At 72.5% G+C, this 20,383-nt stretch carries 16 protein-coding genes and 1 pseudogene; 8 read left to right on the top strand and 9 right to left on the bottom strand.

The annotated features are described in order from the left end of the window. Positions 1-7 precede the first annotated feature (7 nt). The gene (locus ACFWFZ_RS32430) at positions 8-1,063 is read right to left on the bottom strand and encodes a PP2C family protein-serine/threonine phosphatase (protein ID WP_387127264.1); all 1,056 of its coding nucleotides are present in this window, start codon (positions 1,061-1,063) and stop codon (positions 8-10) included. 237 nt (positions 1,064-1,300) lie between these two features. Between ACFWFZ_RS32430 and recA the strand changes: the two genes are divergently transcribed. Next, positions 1,301-2,416 (top strand): recombinase RecA, encoded by a 1,116-nt coding sequence (gene recA, locus ACFWFZ_RS32425; protein ID WP_387127262.1) that lies wholly within the window; start codon positions 1,301-1,303, stop codon positions 2,414-2,416. A 3-nt stretch (positions 2,417-2,419) separates the two neighbouring features. After that, entirely contained in the window at positions 2,420-2,986 is a 567-nt protein-coding gene (gene recX, locus ACFWFZ_RS32420) for a recombination regulator RecX (protein ID WP_387127260.1), read from the top strand. A 235-nt stretch (positions 2,987-3,221) separates the two neighbouring features. Here the strand turns inward: recX and ACFWFZ_RS32415 are convergent, their stop codons facing one another. The 5 genes from ACFWFZ_RS32415 to ACFWFZ_RS32395 all read right to left on the bottom strand — a co-directional run bounded on the left by ACFWFZ_RS32415 (position 3,222) and on the right by ACFWFZ_RS32395 (position 8,411). After that, the gene (locus ACFWFZ_RS32415) at positions 3,222-4,820 is read right to left on the bottom strand and encodes an FAD-dependent monooxygenase (RefSeq protein WP_387127258.1); all 1,599 of its coding nucleotides are present in this window, start codon (positions 4,818-4,820) and stop codon (positions 3,222-3,224) included. 187 nt (positions 4,821-5,007) lie between these two features. After that, the gene (locus ACFWFZ_RS32410) at positions 5,008-5,901 is read right to left on the bottom strand and encodes an amino acid ABC transporter permease (RefSeq protein ID WP_387127256.1); all 894 of its coding nucleotides are present in this window, start codon (positions 5,899-5,901) and stop codon (positions 5,008-5,010) included. After that, positions 5,898-6,572: an amino acid ABC transporter permease gene (locus ACFWFZ_RS32405; protein WP_387127254.1), complete on the bottom strand. Its 675-nt coding sequence runs from the start codon at positions 6,570-6,572 to the stop codon at positions 5,898-5,900. Before ACFWFZ_RS32405 ends, ACFWFZ_RS32410 begins: the two co-directional genes overlap by 4 nt. Positions 6,573-6,655: 83 nt before the next feature. After that, positions 6,656-7,507 (bottom strand): glutamate ABC transporter substrate-binding protein, encoded by an 852-nt coding sequence (locus ACFWFZ_RS32400; protein ID WP_387127252.1) that lies wholly within the window; start codon positions 7,505-7,507, stop codon positions 6,656-6,658. A gap of 118 nt (positions 7,508-7,625) precedes the next feature. Then, complete coding sequence (locus ACFWFZ_RS32395) at positions 7,626-8,411, bottom strand: amino acid ABC transporter ATP-binding protein (protein WP_387127250.1); 786 nt, start codon at positions 8,409-8,411, stop codon at positions 7,626-7,628. Between the two features lie 364 nt (positions 8,412-8,775). Here ACFWFZ_RS32395 and ACFWFZ_RS32390 point away from each other — a divergent pair, with 364 nt between their 5' ends. Both ACFWFZ_RS32390 and ACFWFZ_RS32385 read left to right on the top strand, forming a co-directional pair. Beyond that, complete coding sequence (locus ACFWFZ_RS32390; RefSeq protein ID WP_387127248.1) at positions 8,776-9,480, top strand: response regulator transcription factor; 705 nt, start codon at positions 8,776-8,778, stop codon at positions 9,478-9,480. A 12-nt stretch (positions 9,481-9,492) separates the two neighbouring features. Next, positions 9,493-10,905, top strand: coding sequence for an ATP-binding protein (locus tag ACFWFZ_RS32385; RefSeq protein ID WP_387127246.1), 1,413 nt, complete (start codon positions 9,493-9,495; stop codon positions 10,903-10,905). Positions 10,906-10,926: 21 nt separating this feature from the next. On the opposite strand, the pseudogene ACFWFZ_RS32380 reads toward ACFWFZ_RS32385, so the two are convergent. After that, positions 10,927-13,021: pseudogene (locus ACFWFZ_RS32380) on the bottom strand (endo-beta-N-acetylglucosaminidase). 73 nt (positions 13,022-13,094) lie between these two features. After that, complete coding sequence (locus ACFWFZ_RS32375; protein ID WP_387127244.1) at positions 13,095-14,366, bottom strand: glycosyl hydrolase; 1,272 nt, start codon at positions 14,364-14,366, stop codon at positions 13,095-13,097. 263 nt (positions 14,367-14,629) lie between these two features. On the opposite strand from ACFWFZ_RS32375, the gene ACFWFZ_RS32370 reads away from it, so the two are divergent. Then, the gene (locus tag ACFWFZ_RS32370) at positions 14,630-15,712 is read left to right on the top strand and encodes a LacI family DNA-binding transcriptional regulator (RefSeq protein WP_387127242.1); all 1,083 of its coding nucleotides are present in this window, start codon (positions 14,630-14,632) and stop codon (positions 15,710-15,712) included. A 27-nt stretch (positions 15,713-15,739) separates the two neighbouring features. Continuing rightward, positions 15,740-16,762 (top strand): ROK family protein, encoded by a 1,023-nt coding sequence (locus ACFWFZ_RS32365; protein WP_387127308.1) that lies wholly within the window; start codon positions 15,740-15,742, stop codon positions 16,760-16,762. Positions 16,763-16,765: 3 nt separating this feature from the next. Here the strand turns inward: ACFWFZ_RS32365 and ACFWFZ_RS32360 are convergent, their stop codons facing one another. Beyond that, positions 16,766-17,761, bottom strand: a complete 996-nt coding sequence (locus ACFWFZ_RS32360) for a TAXI family TRAP transporter solute-binding subunit (protein ID WP_387127240.1) — start codon at positions 17,759-17,761, stop codon at positions 16,766-16,768. A 175-nt stretch (positions 17,762-17,936) separates the two neighbouring features. Between ACFWFZ_RS32360 and miaB the strand changes: the two genes are divergently transcribed. Next, entirely contained in the window at positions 17,937-19,460 is a 1,524-nt protein-coding gene (gene miaB / locus ACFWFZ_RS32355; protein ID WP_387127237.1) for a tRNA (N6-isopentenyl adenosine(37)-C2)-methylthiotransferase MiaB, read from the top strand. 35 nt (positions 19,461-19,495) lie between these two features. After that, positions 19,496-20,218: a hypothetical protein gene (locus tag ACFWFZ_RS32350; RefSeq protein ID WP_387127235.1), complete on the top strand. Its 723-nt coding sequence runs from the start codon at positions 19,496-19,498 to the stop codon at positions 20,216-20,218. Positions 20,219-20,383 lie beyond the last annotated feature (165 nt).

The raw sequence follows: 20,383 nt of genomic DNA, 5'->3' as shown, positions 1-20,383 counted from the left end.
GCGGTGCCTACGGGGACTCCGCGCCCTGGGGGTCGCGCAGGCGGACGGCGAGGGCCGCGATGTCGTCGTCGAGGCGGCCCTTGCTGTAGCGGAGCAGGTCGTGGTGGAGGGCGGTGAGCAGCTCGCGGGGCGGTGACGGGGGCTGCCGGCCCATCCAGGCCGCCAGCGGGAAGAACTCGCCGTCGCGCGCGCGGGCCTCGGCGATGCCGTCGGTGTAGAGGAGCAGCAGGTCGTCGGGGGCGAAGTCGAAGCTGTCGATGCTGTACTGATCGCCGATCAGGTCGGCAAGGCTGAGCAGCGGCGACGGGGTGGCCGACTCCAGGGTGCGGATCCTCCCGCGGTTCAGGAGCAGTGGCGGTGGATGTCCGCAGTTGAGGATGTCGATGCGTCTGCCCTCGTGCGGGATCTGGACCACGAGGGCGGTGGCGAAGCGCTCCATCGGCCCCTCAGGGGGGAAGGCGGCGTTGTAGCGCATGCTGCTGGCGTCCAGCCGGCGGGCGACGTCGACCAGGTCGGTCTCGCCGTAGGCGGCCTCCCGGAAGGCGTTGACGATCGCCGCGGCCGCCCCCACCGCCGGCAGGCCCTTGCCCCGCACGTCACCGATGAGCAGCCGGACCCCGTACGGCGTGTCGACCACCTCGTAGAAGTCTCCCCCGATACGCGCCTCCGCGGCGGCCGCGAGGTACAGGGATTCGATCTCGATCCTGCCGAAGCGGCGCGGCATGGGGCTCAGGACCACCTGCTGGGCCGCGTCGGCGACGAGCCGCACCTGGAAGAGCGTGCGCTCCCGCTGGAGCCGGACGTGGCTTCCGTACGCGGCGGCCACGGTGACCGCTACGATCCCGGCGACCGTCCACCATGTGCCCAGGTCGGGGAAGACGAGGCTGAGTCCGACCATCAGGACGAGGCAGACCGTCCCGAGCAGGACGGTCGGGAGCACCGGCCACATGGCGGCGGCGAGGGCCGGTGCCGCGGGCAGGAGGCGGCTGAAGGCCATCTCCGGCGGAGTGTTGTATGCCAGGCCGGCGATGACGACGGTCAGGATGACCGGCGACAGCCGCACGAGCCTTCCCGGGCCGGGGCGCCTACGAGGTCGTGGCCGTCCAGACTCGATCACACTCCATAGGATATCTACGTAAGGGGGGCATAGCGCCCTGGGCGTGGCGAGCTTGACAGGGAAATCGAACATCCATTCTGATGAGTTATCCACAGCCGAACCAGTCGTGGAGGCGCATTGTCAGTGGCAGGCATTAGCGTCAATGGCGTGAAGCGATCGACTCAAGCAAACCGGGTGGAACCCATGGCAGGCACCGACCGCGAGAAGGCTCTCGACGCCGCGCTCGCACAGATTGAACGGCAATTCGGCAAGGGTGCGGTCATGCGCCTCGGCGACAAGCCGAACGACCCCATCGACGTCATCCCGACCGGGTCGACCGCGCTGGACATCGCCCTCGGTGTCGGCGGGCTGCCCCGCGGCCGCGTGGTCGAGGTGTACGGGCCGGAGTCCTCCGGTAAGACGACCCTGACCCTGCACGCCGTGGCCAACGCGCAGAAGGCCGGCGGCACCGTCGCCTTCGTGGACGCCGAGCACGCGCTCGACCCCGAGTACGCGAAGGCCCTCGGCGTCGACACCGACAACCTCATCCTTTCGCAGCCGGACACCGGTGAGCAGGCGCTGGAGATCGTGGACATGCTCGTCCGCTCCGGTGCCCTCGACCTGATCGTCATCGACTCCGTGGCGGCCCTCGTGCCGCGCGCCGAGATCGAGGGTGAGATGGGCGACTCCCACGTGGGTCTCCAGGCCCGTCTGATGAGCCAGGCGCTCCGGAAGATCACCGGTGCGCTCAACCAGTCCAAGACCACCGCGATCTTCATCAACCAGCTCCGCGAGAAGATCGGCGTGATGTTCGGCTCGCCGGAGACCACGACCGGTGGCCGTGCGCTGAAGTTCTACGCCTCGGTGCGCATCGACATCCGCCGCATCGAGACCCTGAAGGACGGCACGGAGGCGGTCGGCAACCGCACCCGCTGCAAGGTCGTGAAGAACAAGGTCGCGCCGCCGTTCAAGCAGGCCGAGTTCGACATCCTCTACGGCCAGGGCATCAGCCGCGAGGGCGGCCTGATCGACATGGGCGTGGAGCACGGCTTCATCCGCAAGGCCGGTGCCTGGTACACGTACGAGGGTGACCAGCTCGGCCAGGGCAAGGAGAACGCCCGCAACTTCCTGAAGGACAACCCGGATCTCGCGAACGAGATCGAGCGGAAGATCAAGGAGAAGCTGGGCGTGGGCGTCCGCAAGGACAGCGACGAGGACACGGCCGGCGCCGCTGCCGCCGCACCCGCCGATGCCGCGGCGGTGCCCGCGCCGGCGTCGAAGGCCAAGACGACGGCCAAGGCCGCCGTGGCCAAGAGCTGACCCGTGCGCGAGCAGGAAGGGGGCGGCGGGAGCCGAGGCGGCCGTGAGGGCCGCCAGGAGCTGCCGCCCCAGAGCCCCGAGGAGCAGGCGCGGGCGATCTGCCTGCGCCTGCTCACGGGGAGCCCGCGCACCCGTCGCCAGCTCGCGGACGCCCTGCACAAGCGGGGCATCCCCGACGAGGTGTCGCAGGAGGTCCTCTCCCGGTACGAGGAGGTGGGTCTGATCGACGACGCGGCGTTCGCCGAAGCCTGGGTCGAGTCCCGCCACCGCGGCCGAGGCCTGGCCCGCCGGGCGCTCGCCCAGGAGCTGCGGACCAAGGGGGTCCACGCCACCCTCGTGGAGGAGGCCCTGGAGCTGCTGGACTCCGACCAGGAGGAGCAGACCGCCCGCGAGCTCGTGGAGCGCAAGCTCCGCTCCACCCGGGGCCTGGAGCGGGACAAGCGGATCCGGCGCCTGGCCGGGATGCTCGCCCGCAAGGGATACCCGGAGGGCATGGCCCTGCGTGTGGTCCGCCGCGCCCTGGAGGCGGAGGGAGAAGACAGCGACGACCTCGGGTGGCCGGGGGAGTGAGCCGCAGGGCCCGGGGCGGGGCAGCCCCCGGGCCGGGACACCGGGCGGTGCCTCAGGGGACCGCAAGGCCGGATTCCTCGGCGCCTTCATCGCACTGCGCGTCACCGCCTGCCGCACGCTCGGAAGGGTTAGCGAGAAACTCCAGGCTTCAGCCGGGGGAGGAGTCACATGGACCCTCCGCCACGTACGTCGTTGCCGACCATTTCGCGGGTGAGCCACGCGCGCCCGCGCACGGTCAGTCGATCACCACGGCCGGTGAGGTCGAAGGCGAAGGCGAAGGGGACGCCGAAGGCGCGGGCACCCGGGATGCGGGCGCACCGGCCCGGACGGCGTCCGCCGCCTCGTACAGCTCCGCCGGGCGGACCCCCGCGAAGGTCGCCGCCAGATGTCCGTCCGGCCGCACCAGCAGCACGGTGTGCGCCGGGGCCCCCGGATAGCTGTCCGCGACCAGCAGGTCGGCGCGGACCGGCAGGGCGCTGACCGCCGCCGCCAGGCGGGGCATCAGCCCGGCGCTCAGCCAGTGGCGCCGGTCCCAGACCCCGGTGCCGGGGGCCACCAGGACCACCAGCAGCCGGCCCTGCCCCAGCAGGTCGCGCAGCGGCACGGTCGCCCCGTCGGGCGCGGTCACCGGGACGTTCGCCACCGGACCGCCCGGCTCCGTGGCCGTCGGCACCTCGCGTACGGCGACGGGCGGGGCGTACGCCGGCTCCGCGCCCAGCGGCCCCCGCCCCAGATGGCCGTCGGTGAGCAGGGACTCGGCGGAACGTGAGGTCCCGGGGAGGTAGTTGCGAAGCCCGCCCCCGGACCGCAGGGCCGGCATCGCCTGGTCGGCGGCGCGCAGCCGGGAGGCCACCGCGGTGCGCCGCTCGCCCTCGTAGCTGTCGAGCAGGGCTTCGGAGGCGCCCTGGTGCCAGGCGAGGGAGAGCTTCCACGCCAGGTTCTCGGCGTCCCGGAGCCCCTCCTCGACCCCTTGGGTGCCGAGTGCGCCCAGCAGGTGCGCGGCGTCGCCGGCGAGGAAGGCCCGCCCGTCGCGCCAGCGCCGGGCCAGCCGGTGGTGCAGCGTGTGCACGCCGGTGTCCAGCAGGTCGTACGGGGGAGTCGTGCCGCCGCACCACTGCGCGAGGGTGTCGCGGATCAGGGTGACCAGCGCGTCGGGGGTCACCAGGTCGCCGCGGGCCGGGAGCAGCCAGTCCAGCCGCCAGACCCCGTCGGGCAGCGGCCGCGAGGTGACCTCCTGCTGCGCGCTCCGGTGCAGCAAGGCCTCACCGGGCCAGGGCAGTTCGGTGCGCAGCGCGGCCACGGCATGGCGCTCGACGGCGGTACGGCCGGGGAAGCGGATGCCGAGCAGCTTGCGCGCGGTGGAGCGGGCTCCGTCGCAGCCGACCACGTAACTCCCGCGCCACCAGGTGGTCTCCGCGCCCCGGGTGTGCGCCGTGACGCCCCGGTCGTCCTGTTCCAGTGAGTCCAGCCGACTGTCGAAGACCAGCTGGACGAGGGGGTGCGCGGCGGCGGCGTCGCGCAGTCCGCGGGCCAGCGCGTGCTGCGGGAGGTGCAGGGGGGCCGGGTGGTCCTCGAAGGTCAGCCGGTGGGTGTCGCGGCTGCGCCGCATGGTGCGCCAGGCGGCGAAGTACGCCCCCTCGTCGCGCAGCGTCGTACAGCCCAGCCGGTGCGCCATGGCCGCCGTGTCCGCGTGCAGGACGACCGTCCGGGCCGGACGGACCTCGTCCTTGCCCGGCCCTTCGTCGAGCACGACGGAGGGCACGCCCGCGCCTGCGAGGGCGAGGGCCAGGGACAGCCCGACGGGTCCCGCGCCGACGACGATCACCGGGTCCATGGCGCGGCTCCCGATGTCCGGTATGTGATCACAGAAGTATGCAACCGACTGAAGGTTCCTGCGTCAAGTGACACCCGACGGCGCACAGCAGTGTGGTGCGGCGGATGAGCTCCGCCGCACCACACGGGGTACGCACTATGACTGACCGTACGTCAGGCCTCGGAGGGACCGTCCGTCGGGGGCGCCGTCAGGCTCCGGCGGCCGTGTTCGCCCCGGGGACCGGGTCGTCGACCTCTTCCGCGCCGAGCACCGCGCCGGTGCTCTTCTTCGACCCTCTCAGCCGCTTCTCCAGCCAGGAGGCCAGGGTGGTCAGGGCGAAGTTCACCGCGATGTAGATCAGGGCGATCACGAACATGGTCGCGATGGTGTTGCTGTAGTTGGCGGCGATCTGCCGGTTCATGGAGAGCAGCTCCGCGAAGCCGAGCAGGGCGCCGCCGAGCGCGGTGTCCTTGAGGATCACGACGAGCTGGCTGACCAGTGCCGGCAGCATGGCCGTGACGGCCTGCGGGAGCAGCACATGGGTCATGGTCTGGCCCTTGCGCAGGCCGATCGCCTTCGCTGCCTCCGCCTGTCCCTTCGGAAGGGAGAGCACACCCGCCCGGACGATCTCGGCGATGACGGCCGAGTTGTACAGGACCAGGCCCGTGACGACGGCCCAGAACGGTCGGGTGTCGGACGGGACGTCCATCAGCTGGGGTGAGTACAGCGCGCTGCTGAACAGCATCAGCATCAGCACCGGGATGGCACGGAAGAACTCCACCCACGCGCCGACCGCTGCCCGTACCCCCGCGTGGTCGGACAGCCGGCCGATGCCCAGAAGCGCACCGAGCGGGAGGGCGATCACCATGGAGAGCGCGCCGGCTTTGAGGGTCTCCATCAGGCCGGGGATCAGGTACGTGGTCCAGATCCGGCTGTCGGTGACGAAGGGGGTCCACTTGTCGGCGTCGAGCTGGCCCTTCTCGCCCATGAGGGACAGCGCCCACCACAGGACGAGCCCGAACAGGACGACGAAGATCCCGCTGTAGATCCAGTTGCGCACCTTGGCCTTGGGGCCGGGGGTGTCGTACAGCACGGAGCTCATCGCTTCACCGCCACTCGCTTGGAAACCCAGCCCAGCAGCAGGCCGGTGGGCAGGGTCAGAAGGACGAAACCGAGGGCGAAGACCGCGAAGACCGCGAAGACCGCCTGGGCCTCGTTCTCCAGCATTTCCTTCATCAGCAGCGCCGCTTCGGCCACGCCGATGGTCGCCGCCACCGTGGTGTTCTTGGTGAGCGCGATCAGTACGTTGGCGAGCGGTGCGACGACCGCCCGGAAGGCCTGGGGGAGCACGATCAGGCGGAGTACCTGGAAGAAGCTCAGCCCCAGCGCGCGGGCCGCCTCGGCCTGGCCGACGGGCACGGTGTTGATGCCGGAGCGCAGGGCCTCACAGACGAAGGTGCCGGTGTAGGCGATCAGCCCGAGGACCGCGAGCCGGAAGCCCGTCTCCTTGAACGTGGTGCCGCCCAGATCGATGCCGAGGGTCTGGCTGAGACCCAGCGAGCAGCCGATGACCACCAAGGTGAGCGGGGTGTTGCGCACCAGGTTGACGTACGCGGTACCGAAGCCCCGCAGCAGCGGGACCGGGCTGACCCGCATTCCCGCCAGGACTGTGCCCCAGATCAGGGACCCGACCGCCGAGTAGAGGGTGAGCTGAACCGTCACCCAGAAGGCTCCGAGCACGTCGTACTGCCCGGAATCAAGAAAATCGAACACGATGCCCTGCGCTCTCCCCAGGATGGCCGGTGAGGTGCGCCGCCGCCCGCGGCAGGCGGGCGGCGACGCCCCTCACCGATGAATCAGCTGCCTTCGGTGATCTGCGGGGCAGGCTCGCTCTTGAAGTTGGCCGGGCCGAGGTTCGCGTCCACGGCCTTCTGCCAGCTGCCGTCGTCGACCATCTTCTTGAGCGCGGCGTTGATCTTGGTCTGGAGCTCCTTGTCGCCCTTCTTCAGACCGATGCCGTACTTCTCGTCGCTCAGGGTCAGGCCGACCAGCTTGAACTTGCCCTTGTTCGTCTCCTGGGCCGCGTAGCCCGCGAGGATCGAGTTGTCCGTGGTGAGGGCGTCGACCTTCTTGTTCTCCAGGCCGGTGAGGCACTCGGAGTAGCCGCCCTGCTCCAGCAGGTCGGCCTCGGGGGCGAGCTTCGTCTTGACGTTCTGCGCCGAGGTGGAGCCGGTGACCGAGCAGAGCTTCTTCTTGTTCAGGTCCTCGGCCTTGGTGATCGAGGTGTCGTCGGCGCGGACCAGCAGGTCCTGGTGCGCGAGGAAGTACGGGCCGGCGAAGTCGACCTTCTCCTTGCGCTTGTCGTTGATCGAGTAGGTCGCGACGACGAACTTGACGTCGCCGTTGGCGATCAGGTTCTCGCGTTCGGCGCTGACGGCCTGCTTGAACTCGATCTGGTCGGGCTGGTAGCCGAGCTCCTTGGCGACGTAGGTCGCCACGTCGACATCGAAGCCGGTGAACTTGCCGTCCGGGGTCTTCAGGCCGAGACCGGGCTGGTCGAACTTGATGCCGACGACGATCTTGTCCTTGGCGCCACCGGAGGCACCGCCGTCACTGGAGGCGTCCTGCTTGCTGCCGCCGCACGCGGTCGCGGTCAGGGACAGGGCGACGGCGACGGCCGCGGCCGCAGCGGCCTTGGAGATCTTCATGGTGAACTTCCCTCGGATGAGACGTTGTTGAACGACGAGCGACGCTTACGGCGCACGCACGGCCGACAGGAACCGTTCCGGGAGTGATCCGCATACGGATGACTACCAGACGTAAACCTCAGTGGTGCAGGATCTTCGACAGGAAGTCCTTCGCCCGATCACTGCGCGGGTTGCTGAAGAACTGCTCGGGGGTGGCCTCTTCGACGATCTTCCCGTCGGCCATGAAGACGACCCGGTTCGCCGCGGAGCGGGCGAAGCCCATCTCGTGCGTGACGACCACCATGGTCATCCCCTCACGGGCGAGCTGCTGCATGACCTCCAGCACCTCGTTGATCATCTCCGGGTCCAGGGCCGAGGTGGGCTCGTCGAAGAGCATCACCTTCGGCTCCATCGCCAGCGCCCGGGCGATCGCCACACGCTGCTGCTGGCCGCCGGAGAGCTGGGCCGGGTACTTGTCGGCCTGCGACCCGACGCCGACCCGCTCCAGCAGGGACAGCGCCTTCGCGTGGGCAGCGGCCTGGTCGGTCCTGCGGACCTTGAGCTGGCCCAGCATGACGTTCTGCAGCACCGTCTTGTGCGCGAAGAGGTTGAACGACTGGAACACCATGCCGACGTCGGCACGCAGACGGGCGAGCTCCTTGCCCTCCGAGGGCAGCTCCTTGCCGTCGAGCGTGATGGTGCCCGAGTCGATGGTCTCCAGGCGGTTGATCGTCCGGCACAGCGTGGACTTGCCCGATCCCGAAGGACCGATCACCACGACCACCTCACCGCGGGCAATGCTCAGATCGATGTCCTGAAGCACGTGCAGCGCGCCGAAGTGCTTGTTGACGTTGCTCAGCACGACCAGGTCGTCCGCGGCACCGGCCGCGTCCTGAACGTCCTTGGTCACTGATACTCCGCTCATCGGCTTCTAGCTCCGTCCTCCTCGGTTGGGAGGACAGTAGTGAGGACTCGCGCACAACGTCACCACATCTGAGGGAGAATTGAGCATAACGATCCGGCCTCTTCCGGATACGCTCCGTGCGCGGAACCGGCGTGGTCGACCGTGTCCTCGTACCGGGTGCATAACGGTAGGCGCGCCGCGGCGGAACCCTCTTGACGTGGGACTCCGCATGGGCGTGGATGCAGGGTGGCCATTTCTGCGGCCGTACGCGCGGCACCGACCAGCCGCGTGAGAGCCCTGCGGGCCGTACGAGCCGTGACCGCGGCCCGGGCCGGGCGCGGGCCGCCCGTAAGACCCGAGAGAGAAGGAAGGAGAGGGGGACGACATGAGACTGCTGCTCGTCGAGGACGACGACCACGTCGCCGCCGCCCTGTCCGCGATCCTCGCCCGGCACGGCTTCCAGGTCACCCACGCCCGCAACGGCGAAGAGGCCCTGCAGGCACTGCTGCCCGCCGGCGCCCCGCCCTTCGGCGTGGTCCTGCTCGACCTCGGCCTGCCCGACCAGGACGGCTACGAGGTGTGCGGCCGGATCCGCAAGCGCACCGCCACGCCCGTCATCATGGTCACCGCGCGGGCCGACGTACGCTCCCGCATCCACGGCCTGAACATGGGCGCCGACGACTACGTCGTCAAGCCCTACGACACCGGCGAGCTCCTCGCCCGCATCCACGCCGTCGCCCGGCGCACCGGAGCCTCCGAGGAGGCCGCCGCCACCGGCACCGGCGCGCCCACCACCGTCCGCCTCGGCCCCGTCAGCATCGAGCTGCCCACCCGCCGGGTCAGCGTGGACGGCACCGACGTACCCCTCACCCGTAAGGAGTTCGACCTGCTGGCCCTGCTCGCGCAGCGGCCCGGTGTCGTCTTCCGCCGCGAACAGATCATCAGCGAGGTGTGGCGCACCAGCTGGGAGGGGACCGGGCGCACCCTGGAGGTCCACGTCGCCTCGCTGCGCTCCAAGCTGCGTATGCCGGCCCTCATCGAGACCGTGCGCGGGGTGGGCTACCGGCTCGTCACCCCGGCCGCCCCCTAGGGGCCTCCTGCCGTGCGTGGCCGCCTGCTCCCCCTGCTCGTCATCCTGATGGCGGGCACGCTGCTCGCCCTCGGCTTCCCGCTCGCCGTGAGCCTGGCCGCCGGACAGCAGCAGCGGGTGGTCGTCGACCGTATCGACGACAGTGCCCGCTTCGCCGCCCTCGCCCAGTTCGTCATCGACGCCCGGGGCTCCGGCTCCACCGGGGCCGACGAGCGCGAGCAGACCCTCCAGCACGAACTCGGCCGCTATCACGAGCTGTACGGCATCCGCGTCGGGATCTTCAACCGCGACGACAACGCCATGGTCCGCTCCCCGGGCTGGTGGCAGCTCCCGGAATCCGGTGAAGGCCGCAAGGCCTTCAGGGAGGCGCTCGCCGGGCGCCGCAGCCACGACCCGCCGCAGGTCTGGCCCTGGCAGACCAACGGAAAGCTGCTCGTCGCCTCACCGGTCGTCCTCGACGGCGACGTGGTCGCCGTCGTCGCCACCGAATCGCCGACCGACCTCATGCGCGGCCGGATCCTGAGGGGCTGGCTGCTCATCGCCGGCGGCCTCGCCGCCGCCATGCTGGTCGCCTTCGGCGCCGCCCTGCGGCTCACCAGCTGGGTGCTCAAGCCCGTACGGACCCTGGACACCGCCGCCCACGGCATCGCCACCGGCCGGATGAACTCCCGCGTCGCGGCCGCCAGCGGCCCGCCGGAACTCCAGCGCCTGGCGCACTCGTTCAACGAGATGGCCGACAACGTCGAAGAGGCACTGGAGCAGCAGCGGGCCTTCGTCGCCGACGCCTCGCACCAGCTGCGCAACCCGCTCGCGGCACTGCTCCTGCGCATCGAACTGCTCGCCCTCGAACTGCCCGAGGGAAACGAGGAGATCGCCTCCGTGCGCACCGAGGGCAAGCGCCTGACGCAGGTCCTCGACGACCTCCTGGACCTGGCGCTGGCCGAGCACGCCTCCGCCGAGATCAGCCTCACCGACATCGGCGCGCTGGCTGCGGAACGGGTCGCCGCGTGGCGGCCGTACGCCGAGGAGAAGGGCGTACGGCTCACCGAGACGGGACGGAGCGCCGTCACCGGCTGGGCCGACCCCATCGCCCTGTCCAGCGCGCTCGACGCCGTCATAGACAACGCCCTCAAGTTCACTCCCGCCGGTGAGGAGGTCGAGGTGTCGGTCTCGGCCGAGGGCAGCTCGGTGCGTGTGGTCGTCGCCGACCGCGGCCCCGGCCTCACCGAGGAGGAGCTGCTGCGGGTGGGCGACCGCTTCTGGCGCAGCGGCCGCCACCAGAACATCAAGGGCTCCGGGCTCGGCCTGTCGATCTCCCGGACCCTGCTCGCCGGGGGCGGCGGGACCCTCTCCTACGCGACGAACCCGCCGCACGGGCTCCGGGTGACCGTGACCGTCCCGCGCACGAGCCCCGAGGCCTCCTGACCCGGATCGGCCCGACGCCCTCTACGGCTCCCAGGGCAGGGCCGTGCGGGCGGGCGCGGACACCGCGTACAGCTCGTCGACGGCCCGCACCTCGAAGACGGCCGCCCGCTCCCGGCCGGCCCGCGGGACCCCCGGGAGGTAGAGGGCGGTGCCGCAGGTGCCGCCGAGGAAGCGGCGGCCGCCGCCGGGCAGCACCCGGTGCACCTCGTAGTGGCGCGGCCGCCCACCCGGACCGGACGCCGCCGCCCGCCACGACAGGCGGAGCCGGGCCCTGCCGTCCTGGCGGACCGCGCAGTCCACGGACGCCGCGGTGGGCGGGGCCGGGCGCCGGCTCCGGCCGCCGTCGTGCACCGACAGCGCGCCGAGCCGCCACACCACCGGGGTGCCCCCGGGCGCGGTGATGCGTACGGCGAAGGCGTACGCGGTCCTGCCCGCCAGCGGCGTGAGCGCGGCCCTCGCCGTGCGCCAGCCGGCCGCCCCGGCGCCCGAGCTCCTCGTCCGCAGCCAGGTGTACGGGACCGGCTCCCCGGGGGCGGAGGGCTCGCGGGCGGCCACGCCGACCTCGACGGCCACCGGACCCGATCCGGTGGCGTGCACCAGCTCCACGACGCCCCCGCGGGTCAGCGGCAGCCGGGTGGAGTGCAGCCCGACGGCCACCGGGGCCGTCAGGGTGCCCGAGACCAGCAGGCTGGAGCCGCCGCGCCAGGCGTCCGCGAAGTCCAGGGTGACGGACGGACGCGTTCCGGCGGTCTCCACCACCCAGCGGCGGCCCGGCAGCCGGTCCTGGAGCCCGAGGTGGTTCCAGGGCGTGTCCGAGGCGACCTCGCCGTTCTCGTACCAGCGCAGCCCGTGTCCGGTGTTGAAGGAGCAGGCGAAGGGCAGCCCGGCGACGGTGGACCGGTCCGCGACGACCGTCGCCGGAGCCCGCCAGGAACCTTCGGGCGCGGGCCGGGCCGGGTCCAGGGACTCGCCCGTCCAGAACCGGTCGTCCGCGTGGTGGAAGGCCCCGGGGGAGCGGTCGGTGAGGTGGCCCAGAGTCCATTCGGGCCGGTAGAAGCCGTAGCTGACCACGTGGTCGCGTGTGTGCGGGACGATCGCGTCCCAGGGGACGTCGGTGTCCCAGCCCCGGGACTCCGTGTCCACGGCAGCCCACAGCTCGTGGCGGGAGCGGCCCAGCCGGTCGGCGAGCGCACCCGAGGCGGCCAGCGTGTCCGGGGTCCAGCGGAAGTCGACGAACACCGTGTCGGCGACCTTCCCGGCCCGGTCCTCGTAGAAGTCCTGGTTGAGTGCGTTCAGCGCGCCCTGCCAGCCGACCCGGCCGGTGCTGTTCATGGCGTCGTACCAGGTGATCCGCAGTCCGTGCGGCTCGCCCGCCGCCCGCAGGGCGCGCAGGAACTCCCGCATCCGGGTGGCGAGGGCGCTGTCGCCGCCGTCGGTCTCGGCATTGACGAACCAGCCGTCGAAGCCGTATGTCCGTGCCACGCGGACTAGCTGCTCCCGCGATCGGGAAGCGGCCGAGGGAGTCGCGCCGCACCAGGTCGCGGGTCCACCGGAGGTCGCCGCCGTAGGCCACGGGCGGCAGGAACACGTTGCCCAGCACCCGCACCCCGTTGCGGTGGGCGGCGTCGACCACGGGCGCGTTCGGTGCCAGGACGATCCCCTCGCCCGCGGAACCGCCCCAGAAGACCAGCTCGTCGATGTACGCCCAGTGCGTGAGCGCGTAGTAGTCGGCGGTGGGGGAGCCCTGCGAGGGGTTCCCGGCGGTCGGCGCGAAGGAGACGAGGGAGGCGATACGAGCCTGGCCGGCGCGGGCCGTCCTGTTGGCCGGGACGGGGGTGAACCGCTCCGCGAGCGGCACGGTCGCGGTGTTGTGGGCCAGATCGGGGTCGCTCTCGGGGCTCCACCGGCTGAGCGAGCGCCACACGATCCCGGGGCCGGGGGTGCCCGTCGGGAGGGAGTCCGGGAACCAGTAGGAGGCGTACGGGGCCAGGCCGGCCGGGGCCGGCTCGGGCGCGGCCGGCTCCGCGGCGGCCGCGGCCCGTGCGCGCCCGGCCATGCCCAGCAGCGCGGCGGCGCCGACCCCGGAGGCCAGCACTCTGCGCCGGGTCGGGCGCAACGGGCGCGGCCGTAACGGGACGGGTGGCGTACGGCGATCGACGCCGCGGTCGGACTCGGACATGCGGGGCTCCTCACGAGCGGTCGGATCGGGGCATGACGTCGCGGACGTGCAGCACCTCGGTGATGCCGCGCGCCGCCAGATGGGCCGGGTCCCCGGCGCTCTCCGCCAGCACCACCGCGGGGCGCACCCCCTGGGCCGTCAGCACGGTCCAGGCGTCGAAGAACGCGCCGCCGGGGGCGCACACGGAACGGCCCGGGGCCCGCTCCGCCCCTCCCGCGTCCACCGCGAGCGCCGTGGAACGCGGAGCGGGACGGTGCGCGCGGCCGCGCCACTCCTCGGCGATGCGGGCGAGGGCGGCGCCGGCCGGCTTGGTCCTGCGGTCGTTGGTGAGCAGGCCGAGGCCGTACTCCAGCTCCGGGAAGTCGGCGAGGTCCCGGGACACGTCGTGCGAACACCACCAGGTCACGCCCCACAGGTCCGGGCAGTCCAGCGCGTTCACGACGGTGGCCTGGGTGAACCGCGCCGCCTGCTCCGGCCCGATCAGCGGCGCCGGGGCGCCGGCCTCCTGGAGCCACACCGGCCGGTGCGGGTCGAGGGCCCAGGCCTTGGAGAGTTCGATCAGGTACGCGGCGTGGTGCTCGGTCGCCGTCCCGCGCGCCCCGTGGCGCTGCGCGGTGCCGTCGAACACCCAGGAGTGGACGGCGGTGGCCCCGCCCAGCCCGGCGGCCTGGGCGGGCGTGAAGGGGTGGTCGTCGCGGTACCAGACGGCGTCGTACTCGGCATGCAGGTGGAGGCGGCCGGGCGCCCCCCGCTCGCAGGCGGCGAGCATCCGCTCCAGCCAGCGGGCGGCCTGTGCGGGGGTGATGCGGTCGGGGTCGGGGTGCGGGGCACCGGAGAACTGGTTGATCTCGTTGCCGACGGTCATGCCGAGGAAGTTCGGCCGGTCGGCGAGGGCCGCGGCGAGCGTGCGCAGGTACTCCTCCTGCCCGGCGACCACGTCGGGATCGGTGAAGATGTTGCGCCGGTGCCAGGTCCGGGTCCACGCAGGCAGGAAGTCGAAGCTCGACAAGTGCCCCTGCAGGCCGTCCACGTTGACGTCGAGCCCGCGCTCGGCGGCCGCGTCCGCGAGCGCGACGAGCTGTTCGACGGCACGCGGCCGGATCAGCGTGCGGTTCGGCTGGAAGACCGGCCACAACGGGAAGACGCGCACGTGGTCCAGCCCGAGCGCGGCGACCGCGTCGAGATCGGCCCTGACCTCGTCGAGGTCGAAGTCCAGCCAGTGGTGGAACCAGCCCTGGGCCGGCGTGTAGTTGGCACCAAAGCGGAGCGGGTCATCCTGCACAAGGCGTCCTGGTTCCTGGAGTCCGCACGAATTCACCGGGCGAGCCACAAAGTGCCGGTGTCGGTGCGGAAAGTCAACAGGGCCTCCGGCGCGGCCACTTATGCGCTTGAGTCCAGTTCCCCCAAGGGGTCTGTTCCGAAGTGGCCAAGTGACTAATGCGGTTTAGTGATGGCGCCGCCGAGGGAAGTGTGCGGAAATGGGCAGCGGTGCCCCAGCCAGTGTCCCCACCCGGTGTCCGTACCCCGCAGTGAATGAGGCAGGCCATGGCCCGCAGGCCGACGATCAAGGACATCGCCCGACGGGCCGGAGTGTCGGAGAGCGCCGTCTCCTTCGCGCTGAACGACCGCCCAGGAGTCTCGCGGGACACCCGGGCCCGGATCCGCCGCGTCGCGGAGGAACTCGGCTGGCAGCCCAACAGCGCCGCCCGCGCCCTGTCCGGCGAACGCTCCGGCGCCGTCGGGCTCGTCCTGGCCCGGCCCGCGCACACCCTCGGCGTCGAGTCCTTCTTCCTGCAGCTCGTCTCAGGCATCCAGGAGGTCCTCTCCGCCGCCCGGACCGCGCTGCTGTTCCAGGTCGTCGAGGACGTGGACGCCGAATGCGCGGTCTACCGCCGCTGGTGGGCGGAGCGGCGCGTCGACGGCGTGCTCGTCGTCGACCCGCGTACGGGGGACCCGCGCCCTGCGCTCCTGGCGGAGCTGGGCCTGCCCGCGGTCACCATCGGCGAGCCCGGCCCGCCGGCCGGACCCCCGGCCGGCCTCGCGCCGTCGGCGGTTCCCGCACCCTCGCCCGTCTCCTCGGTCCGGGCCGACGACGCCGGTGCGATGGCTCAGGTCCTCGAACACCTCCACGGGCTGGGCCACCGCCGGATCGTCCACATCGCGGGGCTGCCCGGCCTCGCCCACACCGTCCGCCGGATGGAGTCCCTGCGCGCCGAGGCCGAGCGGCGCGGCCTCGGCCAGGACCGCGTGCGCTCGGTGGTCACCGACTACTCCGACGCGGAGGGCGCGGCCGCCACCCGCCGGGTCCTCGCCGGTCCGCGGCCCCCGACCGCGCTCGTCTACGACAACGACGTGATGGCCGTGGCCGGCAGCGCCGTCGCCGCCGAACTGGGCATCCCCGTGCCGCACCGGCTGTCGATCGTGGCCTGGGACGACTCCGCGCTGTGCCGGGTCACCCACCCCCGGCTCACCGCGCTCGTCCGCGACACGGCCGGCTTCGGGCGGCTGGCCGCCGAGGAACTCCTGTCCGTACTCGCCGGCGGTCCGACCGGGGTACGGGAGAGCGAACGACCGCGGCTGGAGCCTCGTGAGAGCACGGCGCCTGCCCCCGCGCATACTGATGCCTGAACCCTTCCTGGAGCCGCCACCGTGACCATGCCCACCACCCCGTCGCCCCCGCCGAGTGCCGCCGCAGCGGCCACCGGACCGACGGTGGCGATCGACATCGGCGGCACGAAGATCGCCGGGGCGCTGGTGCACCCCGACGGCACGATGTCGGCCACCACCCGCCGGGCCACCCCGCGCACGGTGGACGCCGAAGGCGTCATGGCGGCGGTGGCCGAGGTCGTCGCCGACCTGTCCCAGTCGCCGCTGTGGGCTTCCGCGGTCCGCTGCGGCATCGGCAGCGCCGGTCCCGTGGACACCTCCCGGGGCACGGTCAGCCCGGTCAACATCGGGGCGTGGCGGGAGTTCCCGATCCAGGAGCGGGTCGCGGCGGAGCTCGCGGGGCGCGGAGCCGAACTGCCGGCCGTACTGGCCGGCGACGGGGTGGCGATGACCGCGGCCGAGCACTGGCTGGGCGCGGCCCGCGGGTACGCCAACGCCCTGTGCATGGTGGTCTCCACAGGTGTCGGCGGCGGGCTGATCCTGAACAACCAGCTCCACCCCGGCCCCACCGGCAACGCGGGCCACATCGGTCACATCAGCGTGGCCTTCGACGGCGAGCCGTGCGTCTGCGGCGGCCGCGGCTGCGTCGAGTCGATCGCCTCCGGCACGGCGATCGCCCGCTGGGCCCTCGACCAGGGCTGGGAGCCGCCGGCCGGCTCCGGCGGGGGCGCCGCGCACGACGCCACGGCGGCGGGCGTGGCCGCGGCCGCCGCGCAGGGCGATCCGATCGCCCTGGCCGCCTTCGACCGCGCAGGACGCGCACTGGCCGCAGCCATCGCGGCGAGTGCCACCCTCGTGGAAACGGACATCGCGGTCATCGGGGGTGGGGTGGCCGCTGCCGGAGAGACCCTCTTCGGCCCGATCCGCTCCCACCTCGCCCAGTACGCCACGCTCTCCTTCGTCCAGCAGCTCCAGGTCGTGCCGGCGACGCTGGGCACCCATGCGGGCCTGATCGGCGCGGCAGCTGCGGCGACGATGCTGCTGTCACCGCCGCCAGGGCCCACGGTGTGAGCGTCAGGGCTTGACGGAGCGGTAGTAGCGGCCGGCGCCCTCGTGGAGCTCCAGCGGATCGGTGTAGATCGCCGTCCGCAGGTCCACCAGTTGCGCCGCGTGCACCTCCTGACCGACCAGGTCGCGGCTGAGGATCACCGTCCGGGTCAGCTGCTCGGTCAGCTCCGGGTCGGTCTTGGCGGTGGTCACGAGCAGGTTGGGCACGGCCAGGGTGGCCACCGCGCTGGTGTTGCGCGCCCGTGAGTACGCGTCCTGCGGCATGACGGCCGTCCGGTAGTACCGCGCCGGGCTCCCGGTCGCCTGCAGCTCCTCCACCAGGTCGCCGAGCTGCACGAGCCGGATGTCGAAGCGCTCCGACAGCTCGCGCACCGCGTTCGTCGGCAGGCCGCCCGACCAGAAGAAGGCGTCGATCCGGCCCGCCTCCAGCTCGGCCGGCATGGTGTCGAGGCCGATGGACACCGGCGTGATGTCCAGCACCGGGTCGATGCCCGCCGCGGTGAGCAGCCGCTCCGCGACCAGCCGCACCCCGGAAGCGGGCTGGCCGATCGCCACCCGCTTGCCCCGCAGGTCCCGCGCCGACTGCACCGGCGACCCGGCCGGCACCACCAGCTGCACGTAGTCGTCGTAGAGCCGCGCGCATCCGCGCAGCAGGTCGGCGCCCGGTTTGCCGTCGAGCCGGTACTTCGCGACCGCGTCCGCCGTGGCAACGGTGAAGTCCGCCTCCCCGGTGGCCAGCCGCTGCAGGTTCTCCTGCGAGCCCTCGCTGGTCACCAGCTCCACGTCCACCCCGGGCATGTCCCGCCCGAGCGCCTGCTGCAGGAGCGTTCCGTACCGGTGGTAGACACCGGTACGCGCGCCGGTGCTGAAGGTCAGCTCGCCCTCCAGGTCCGGCTTGCCGAAGGGCTTCAGCCACCACGTGAGGACGCCGAGCACGGCGAGTACGGCCACCAGGACCCGCAGGGCATGGCGCCTGCTGATCCGGGGCGGTACGAGAGGCATGGGCGCGATCCTGCCACCCGGCCGCCGTCCTGTCACGGTGCGGGCCCTCCCCCCACCCCCGCCCTCGGCCGCCGTCACACCCCTGACCTGCGGCGCGACCGGTCCGGCCGGCTCCCGCCCGGGGGCCGGCCGCGCAGCGGCCGGAGGGCTCCCGTCCACCGCCTACCCTTGTTGCATGACCAGCAGCGACCGGAGCCAGGCAGTGGACGAGAAGCGAAGCTACGAGGTGCGCACCTACGGGTGCCAGATGAACGTGCACGACTCGGAGCGGCTCTCCGGTCTGCTGGAGGACGCCGGATACGTCCGGGCGCCCGAGGGCTCCGACGGCGACGCTGACGTCGTGGTCTTCAACACCTGCGCGGTCCGCGAGAACGCCGACAACAAGCTCTACGGCAACCTCGGCCGGCTCGCCCCCATGAAGACGAAGCGCCCCGGCATGCAGATCGCCGTCGGCGGCTGCCTCGCCCAGAAGGACCGCGACACGATCGTCAAGAAGGCCCCCTGGGTCGACGTCGTCTTCGGCACGCACAACATCGGCAAGCTCCCCGTGCTGCTGGAGCGCGCCCGCATCCAGGAGGAGGCGCAGATCGAGATCGCCGAGTCGCTGGAGGCCTTCCCCTCCACGCTCCCGACCCGCCGCGAGTCCGCGTACGCCGCCTGGGTCTCGATCTCCGTCGGCTGCAACAACACCTGCACCTTCTGCATCGTGCCCGCACTGCGCGGCAAGGAGGAGGACCGCCGGCCCGGCGACATCCTCGCCGAGGTGGAGGCCCTGGTCGCCGAGGGCGTCTCGGAGATCACCCTGCTCGGCCAGAACGTGAACGCCTACGGCTCCGACCTCGGCGACCGCGAGGCCTTCAGCAAGCTGCTGCGCGCCTGCGGCCAGATCGAGGGCCTGGAGCGGGTCCGCTTCACCTCCCCGCACCCCCGCGACTTCACGGACGACGTGATCGCGGCGATGGCCGAGACCCCGAACGTGATGCCGCAGCTGCACATGCCGATGCAGTCCGGCTCCGACCCGATCCTGAAGGCGATGCGCCGCTCCTACCGGCAGGAGCGCTTCCTCGGCATCATCGAGAAGGTCCGCGCCGCGATCCCGCACGCCGCGATCTCCACCGACATCATCGTGGGCTTCCCCGGCGAGACGGAGGAGGACTTCCAGCAGACGATGCACGCGGTGCGCGAGGCCCGTTTCGCGAACGCCTTCACTTTCCAGTACTCCAAGCGGCCCGGCACCCCCGCCGCCGACATGGACGGCCAGATCCCCAAGGAGGTCGTGCAGGACCGCTACATGCGCCTGGTCGCCCTCCAGGAGGAGATCTCCTGGGAGGAGAACAAGAAGCAGGTCGGCCGCACGCTGGAGGTCATGGTCGCCGAGGGCGAGGGGCGCAAGGACGGCGCCACGCACCGCCTGTCCGGCCGCGCCCCCGACAACCGCCTGGTCCACTTCACCAAGCCGGCTCAGGAGGTCCGCCCCGGTGACGTGGTCACCGTGGACATCACCTACGCCGCCCCGCACCACCTGCTGGCCGAGGGCCCGACGCTGACGGTGCGCCGTACCCGCGCCGGCGACGCGTGGGAGAAGCGCAACGCCGCCCCGGCCCAGCCCGCGGGCGTCATGCTCGGCATCCCGACGCTGGGCGTCCCGGCGCCCCTGCCGGCCGTCGCCTCCGGCTGCTCGGTGCCCGCCTCCTCCTGAGGCTCCGGTGCGGCGGTCCGGCTAGGCTGCGGATCATGCTCGTAGCCGCTGCCGTCTGCCCCGCCCCGCCGCTGCTCGTGCCGGAGGTCGCCGCGGGCGCCGCCGCCGAACTCGGCGAAGCCCGTACCGCCTGCTCCGACGCGCTCGCGGTGCTCGCCGCCTCCCGGCCCGACCTCCTCGTCGTGGTCGGGGCCGCGGACGAGGGCGGTGGGTACGACCAGGGCACCCCCGGCAGCTTCGCCGGATTCGGCGTGGACCTGACCGTCACCCTGGGCCCGGACCTGGGCGAACCACCGAGCGGCCACGCCACCGGGGACACCCTCCCCGCTTCCCTCGCCGTCGGCGGCTGGCTGCTCGCCCAGGCCCGCTGGTCGGCCGCCCCGGTCGCCGGAGTGGCCGTCGCCGAGGACCTCCCGTCCAGCGGCTGCGGCCTCCTCGGTGCGGACCTGAGCCGCTCCGCCGAACGCGTGGCCATGCTGGTCCTCGGGGACGGCAGTGCCTGCCGCACCCTCAAGGCCCCCGGCTACCTGGACGAGCGCGCCGCGGGCTTCGACGCGGCCGCCGCCCGCGCGCTGGGCGCCGCCGACGCGGCCGCGCTCGCCGCGATCGACGCCGGGTTCGCCGCCGAACTCCAGGCCGCCGGGCGAGCCCCCTGGCAGGTGCTGGCCGGCGCCGCCGAGGGCGCGGACCTCGCCGGACGGCTGCTGTACGAGGACGCCCCGTACGGCGTGGGGTACTTCGTCGCAGCCTGGTCATAGCGTCCCGGCAGGCCAGGGGCACCCGGCTGGTCCGGGAACGCCGGAGGGGCGCGGAACCAGCATCAGCTGGTTCGGCGCGCCCCCCGGCGGGACCGCCCCCGGGAGGGACCGGGGCGGGGGGGCGGCGCCGCCGGGGGGGGCGCGTGGGGGGGCGTTTTCCCTACG

The organism is Streptomyces sp. NPDC060232, from assembly GCF_042726555.1.
Lineage (GTDB): Bacteria > Actinomycetota > Actinomycetes > Streptomycetales > Streptomycetaceae > Streptomyces.
This window is presented reverse-complemented; position numbering and strand designations above follow the sequence as displayed.

Bases quoted from the DNA above. Each gene is read 5' to 3' on its own strand.
- recA (WP_387127262.1), top strand. From the start codon at position 1,301: ATGGCAGGCACCGACCGCGAGAAGGCTCTCGACGCCGCGCTCGCACAG.
- ACFWFZ_RS32415 (WP_387127258.1), bottom strand. From the start codon at position 4,820: ATGGACCCGGTGATCGTCGTCGGCGCGGGACCCGTCGGGCTGTCCCTG.
- ACFWFZ_RS32410 (WP_387127256.1), bottom strand. From the start codon at position 5,901: ATGAGCTCCGTGCTGTACGACACCCCCGGCCCCAAGGCCAAGGTGCGC.
- ACFWFZ_RS32400 (WP_387127252.1), bottom strand. From the start codon at position 7,507: ATGAAGATCTCCAAGGCCGCTGCGGCCGCGGCCGTCGCCGTCGCCCTG.
- ACFWFZ_RS32395 (WP_387127250.1), bottom strand. From the start codon at position 8,411: ATGAGCGGAGTATCAGTGACCAAGGACGTTCAGGACGCGGCCGGTGCC.
- ACFWFZ_RS32390 (WP_387127248.1), top strand. From the start codon at position 8,776: ATGAGACTGCTGCTCGTCGAGGACGACGACCACGTCGCCGCCGCCCTG.
- ACFWFZ_RS32370 (WP_387127242.1), top strand. From the start codon at position 14,630: ATGGCCCGCAGGCCGACGATCAAGGACATCGCCCGACGGGCCGGAGTG.
- ACFWFZ_RS32365 (WP_387127308.1), top strand. From the start codon at position 15,740: ATGCCCACCACCCCGTCGCCCCCGCCGAGTGCCGCCGCAGCGGCCACC.
- ACFWFZ_RS32360 (WP_387127240.1), bottom strand. From the start codon at position 17,761: ATGCCTCTCGTACCGCCCCGGATCAGCAGGCGCCATGCCCTGCGGGTC.
- miaB (WP_387127237.1), top strand. From the start codon at position 17,937: ATGACCAGCAGCGACCGGAGCCAGGCAGTGGACGAGAAGCGAAGCTAC.
- ACFWFZ_RS32350 (WP_387127235.1), top strand. From the start codon at position 19,496: ATGCTCGTAGCCGCTGCCGTCTGCCCCGCCCCGCCGCTGCTCGTGCCG.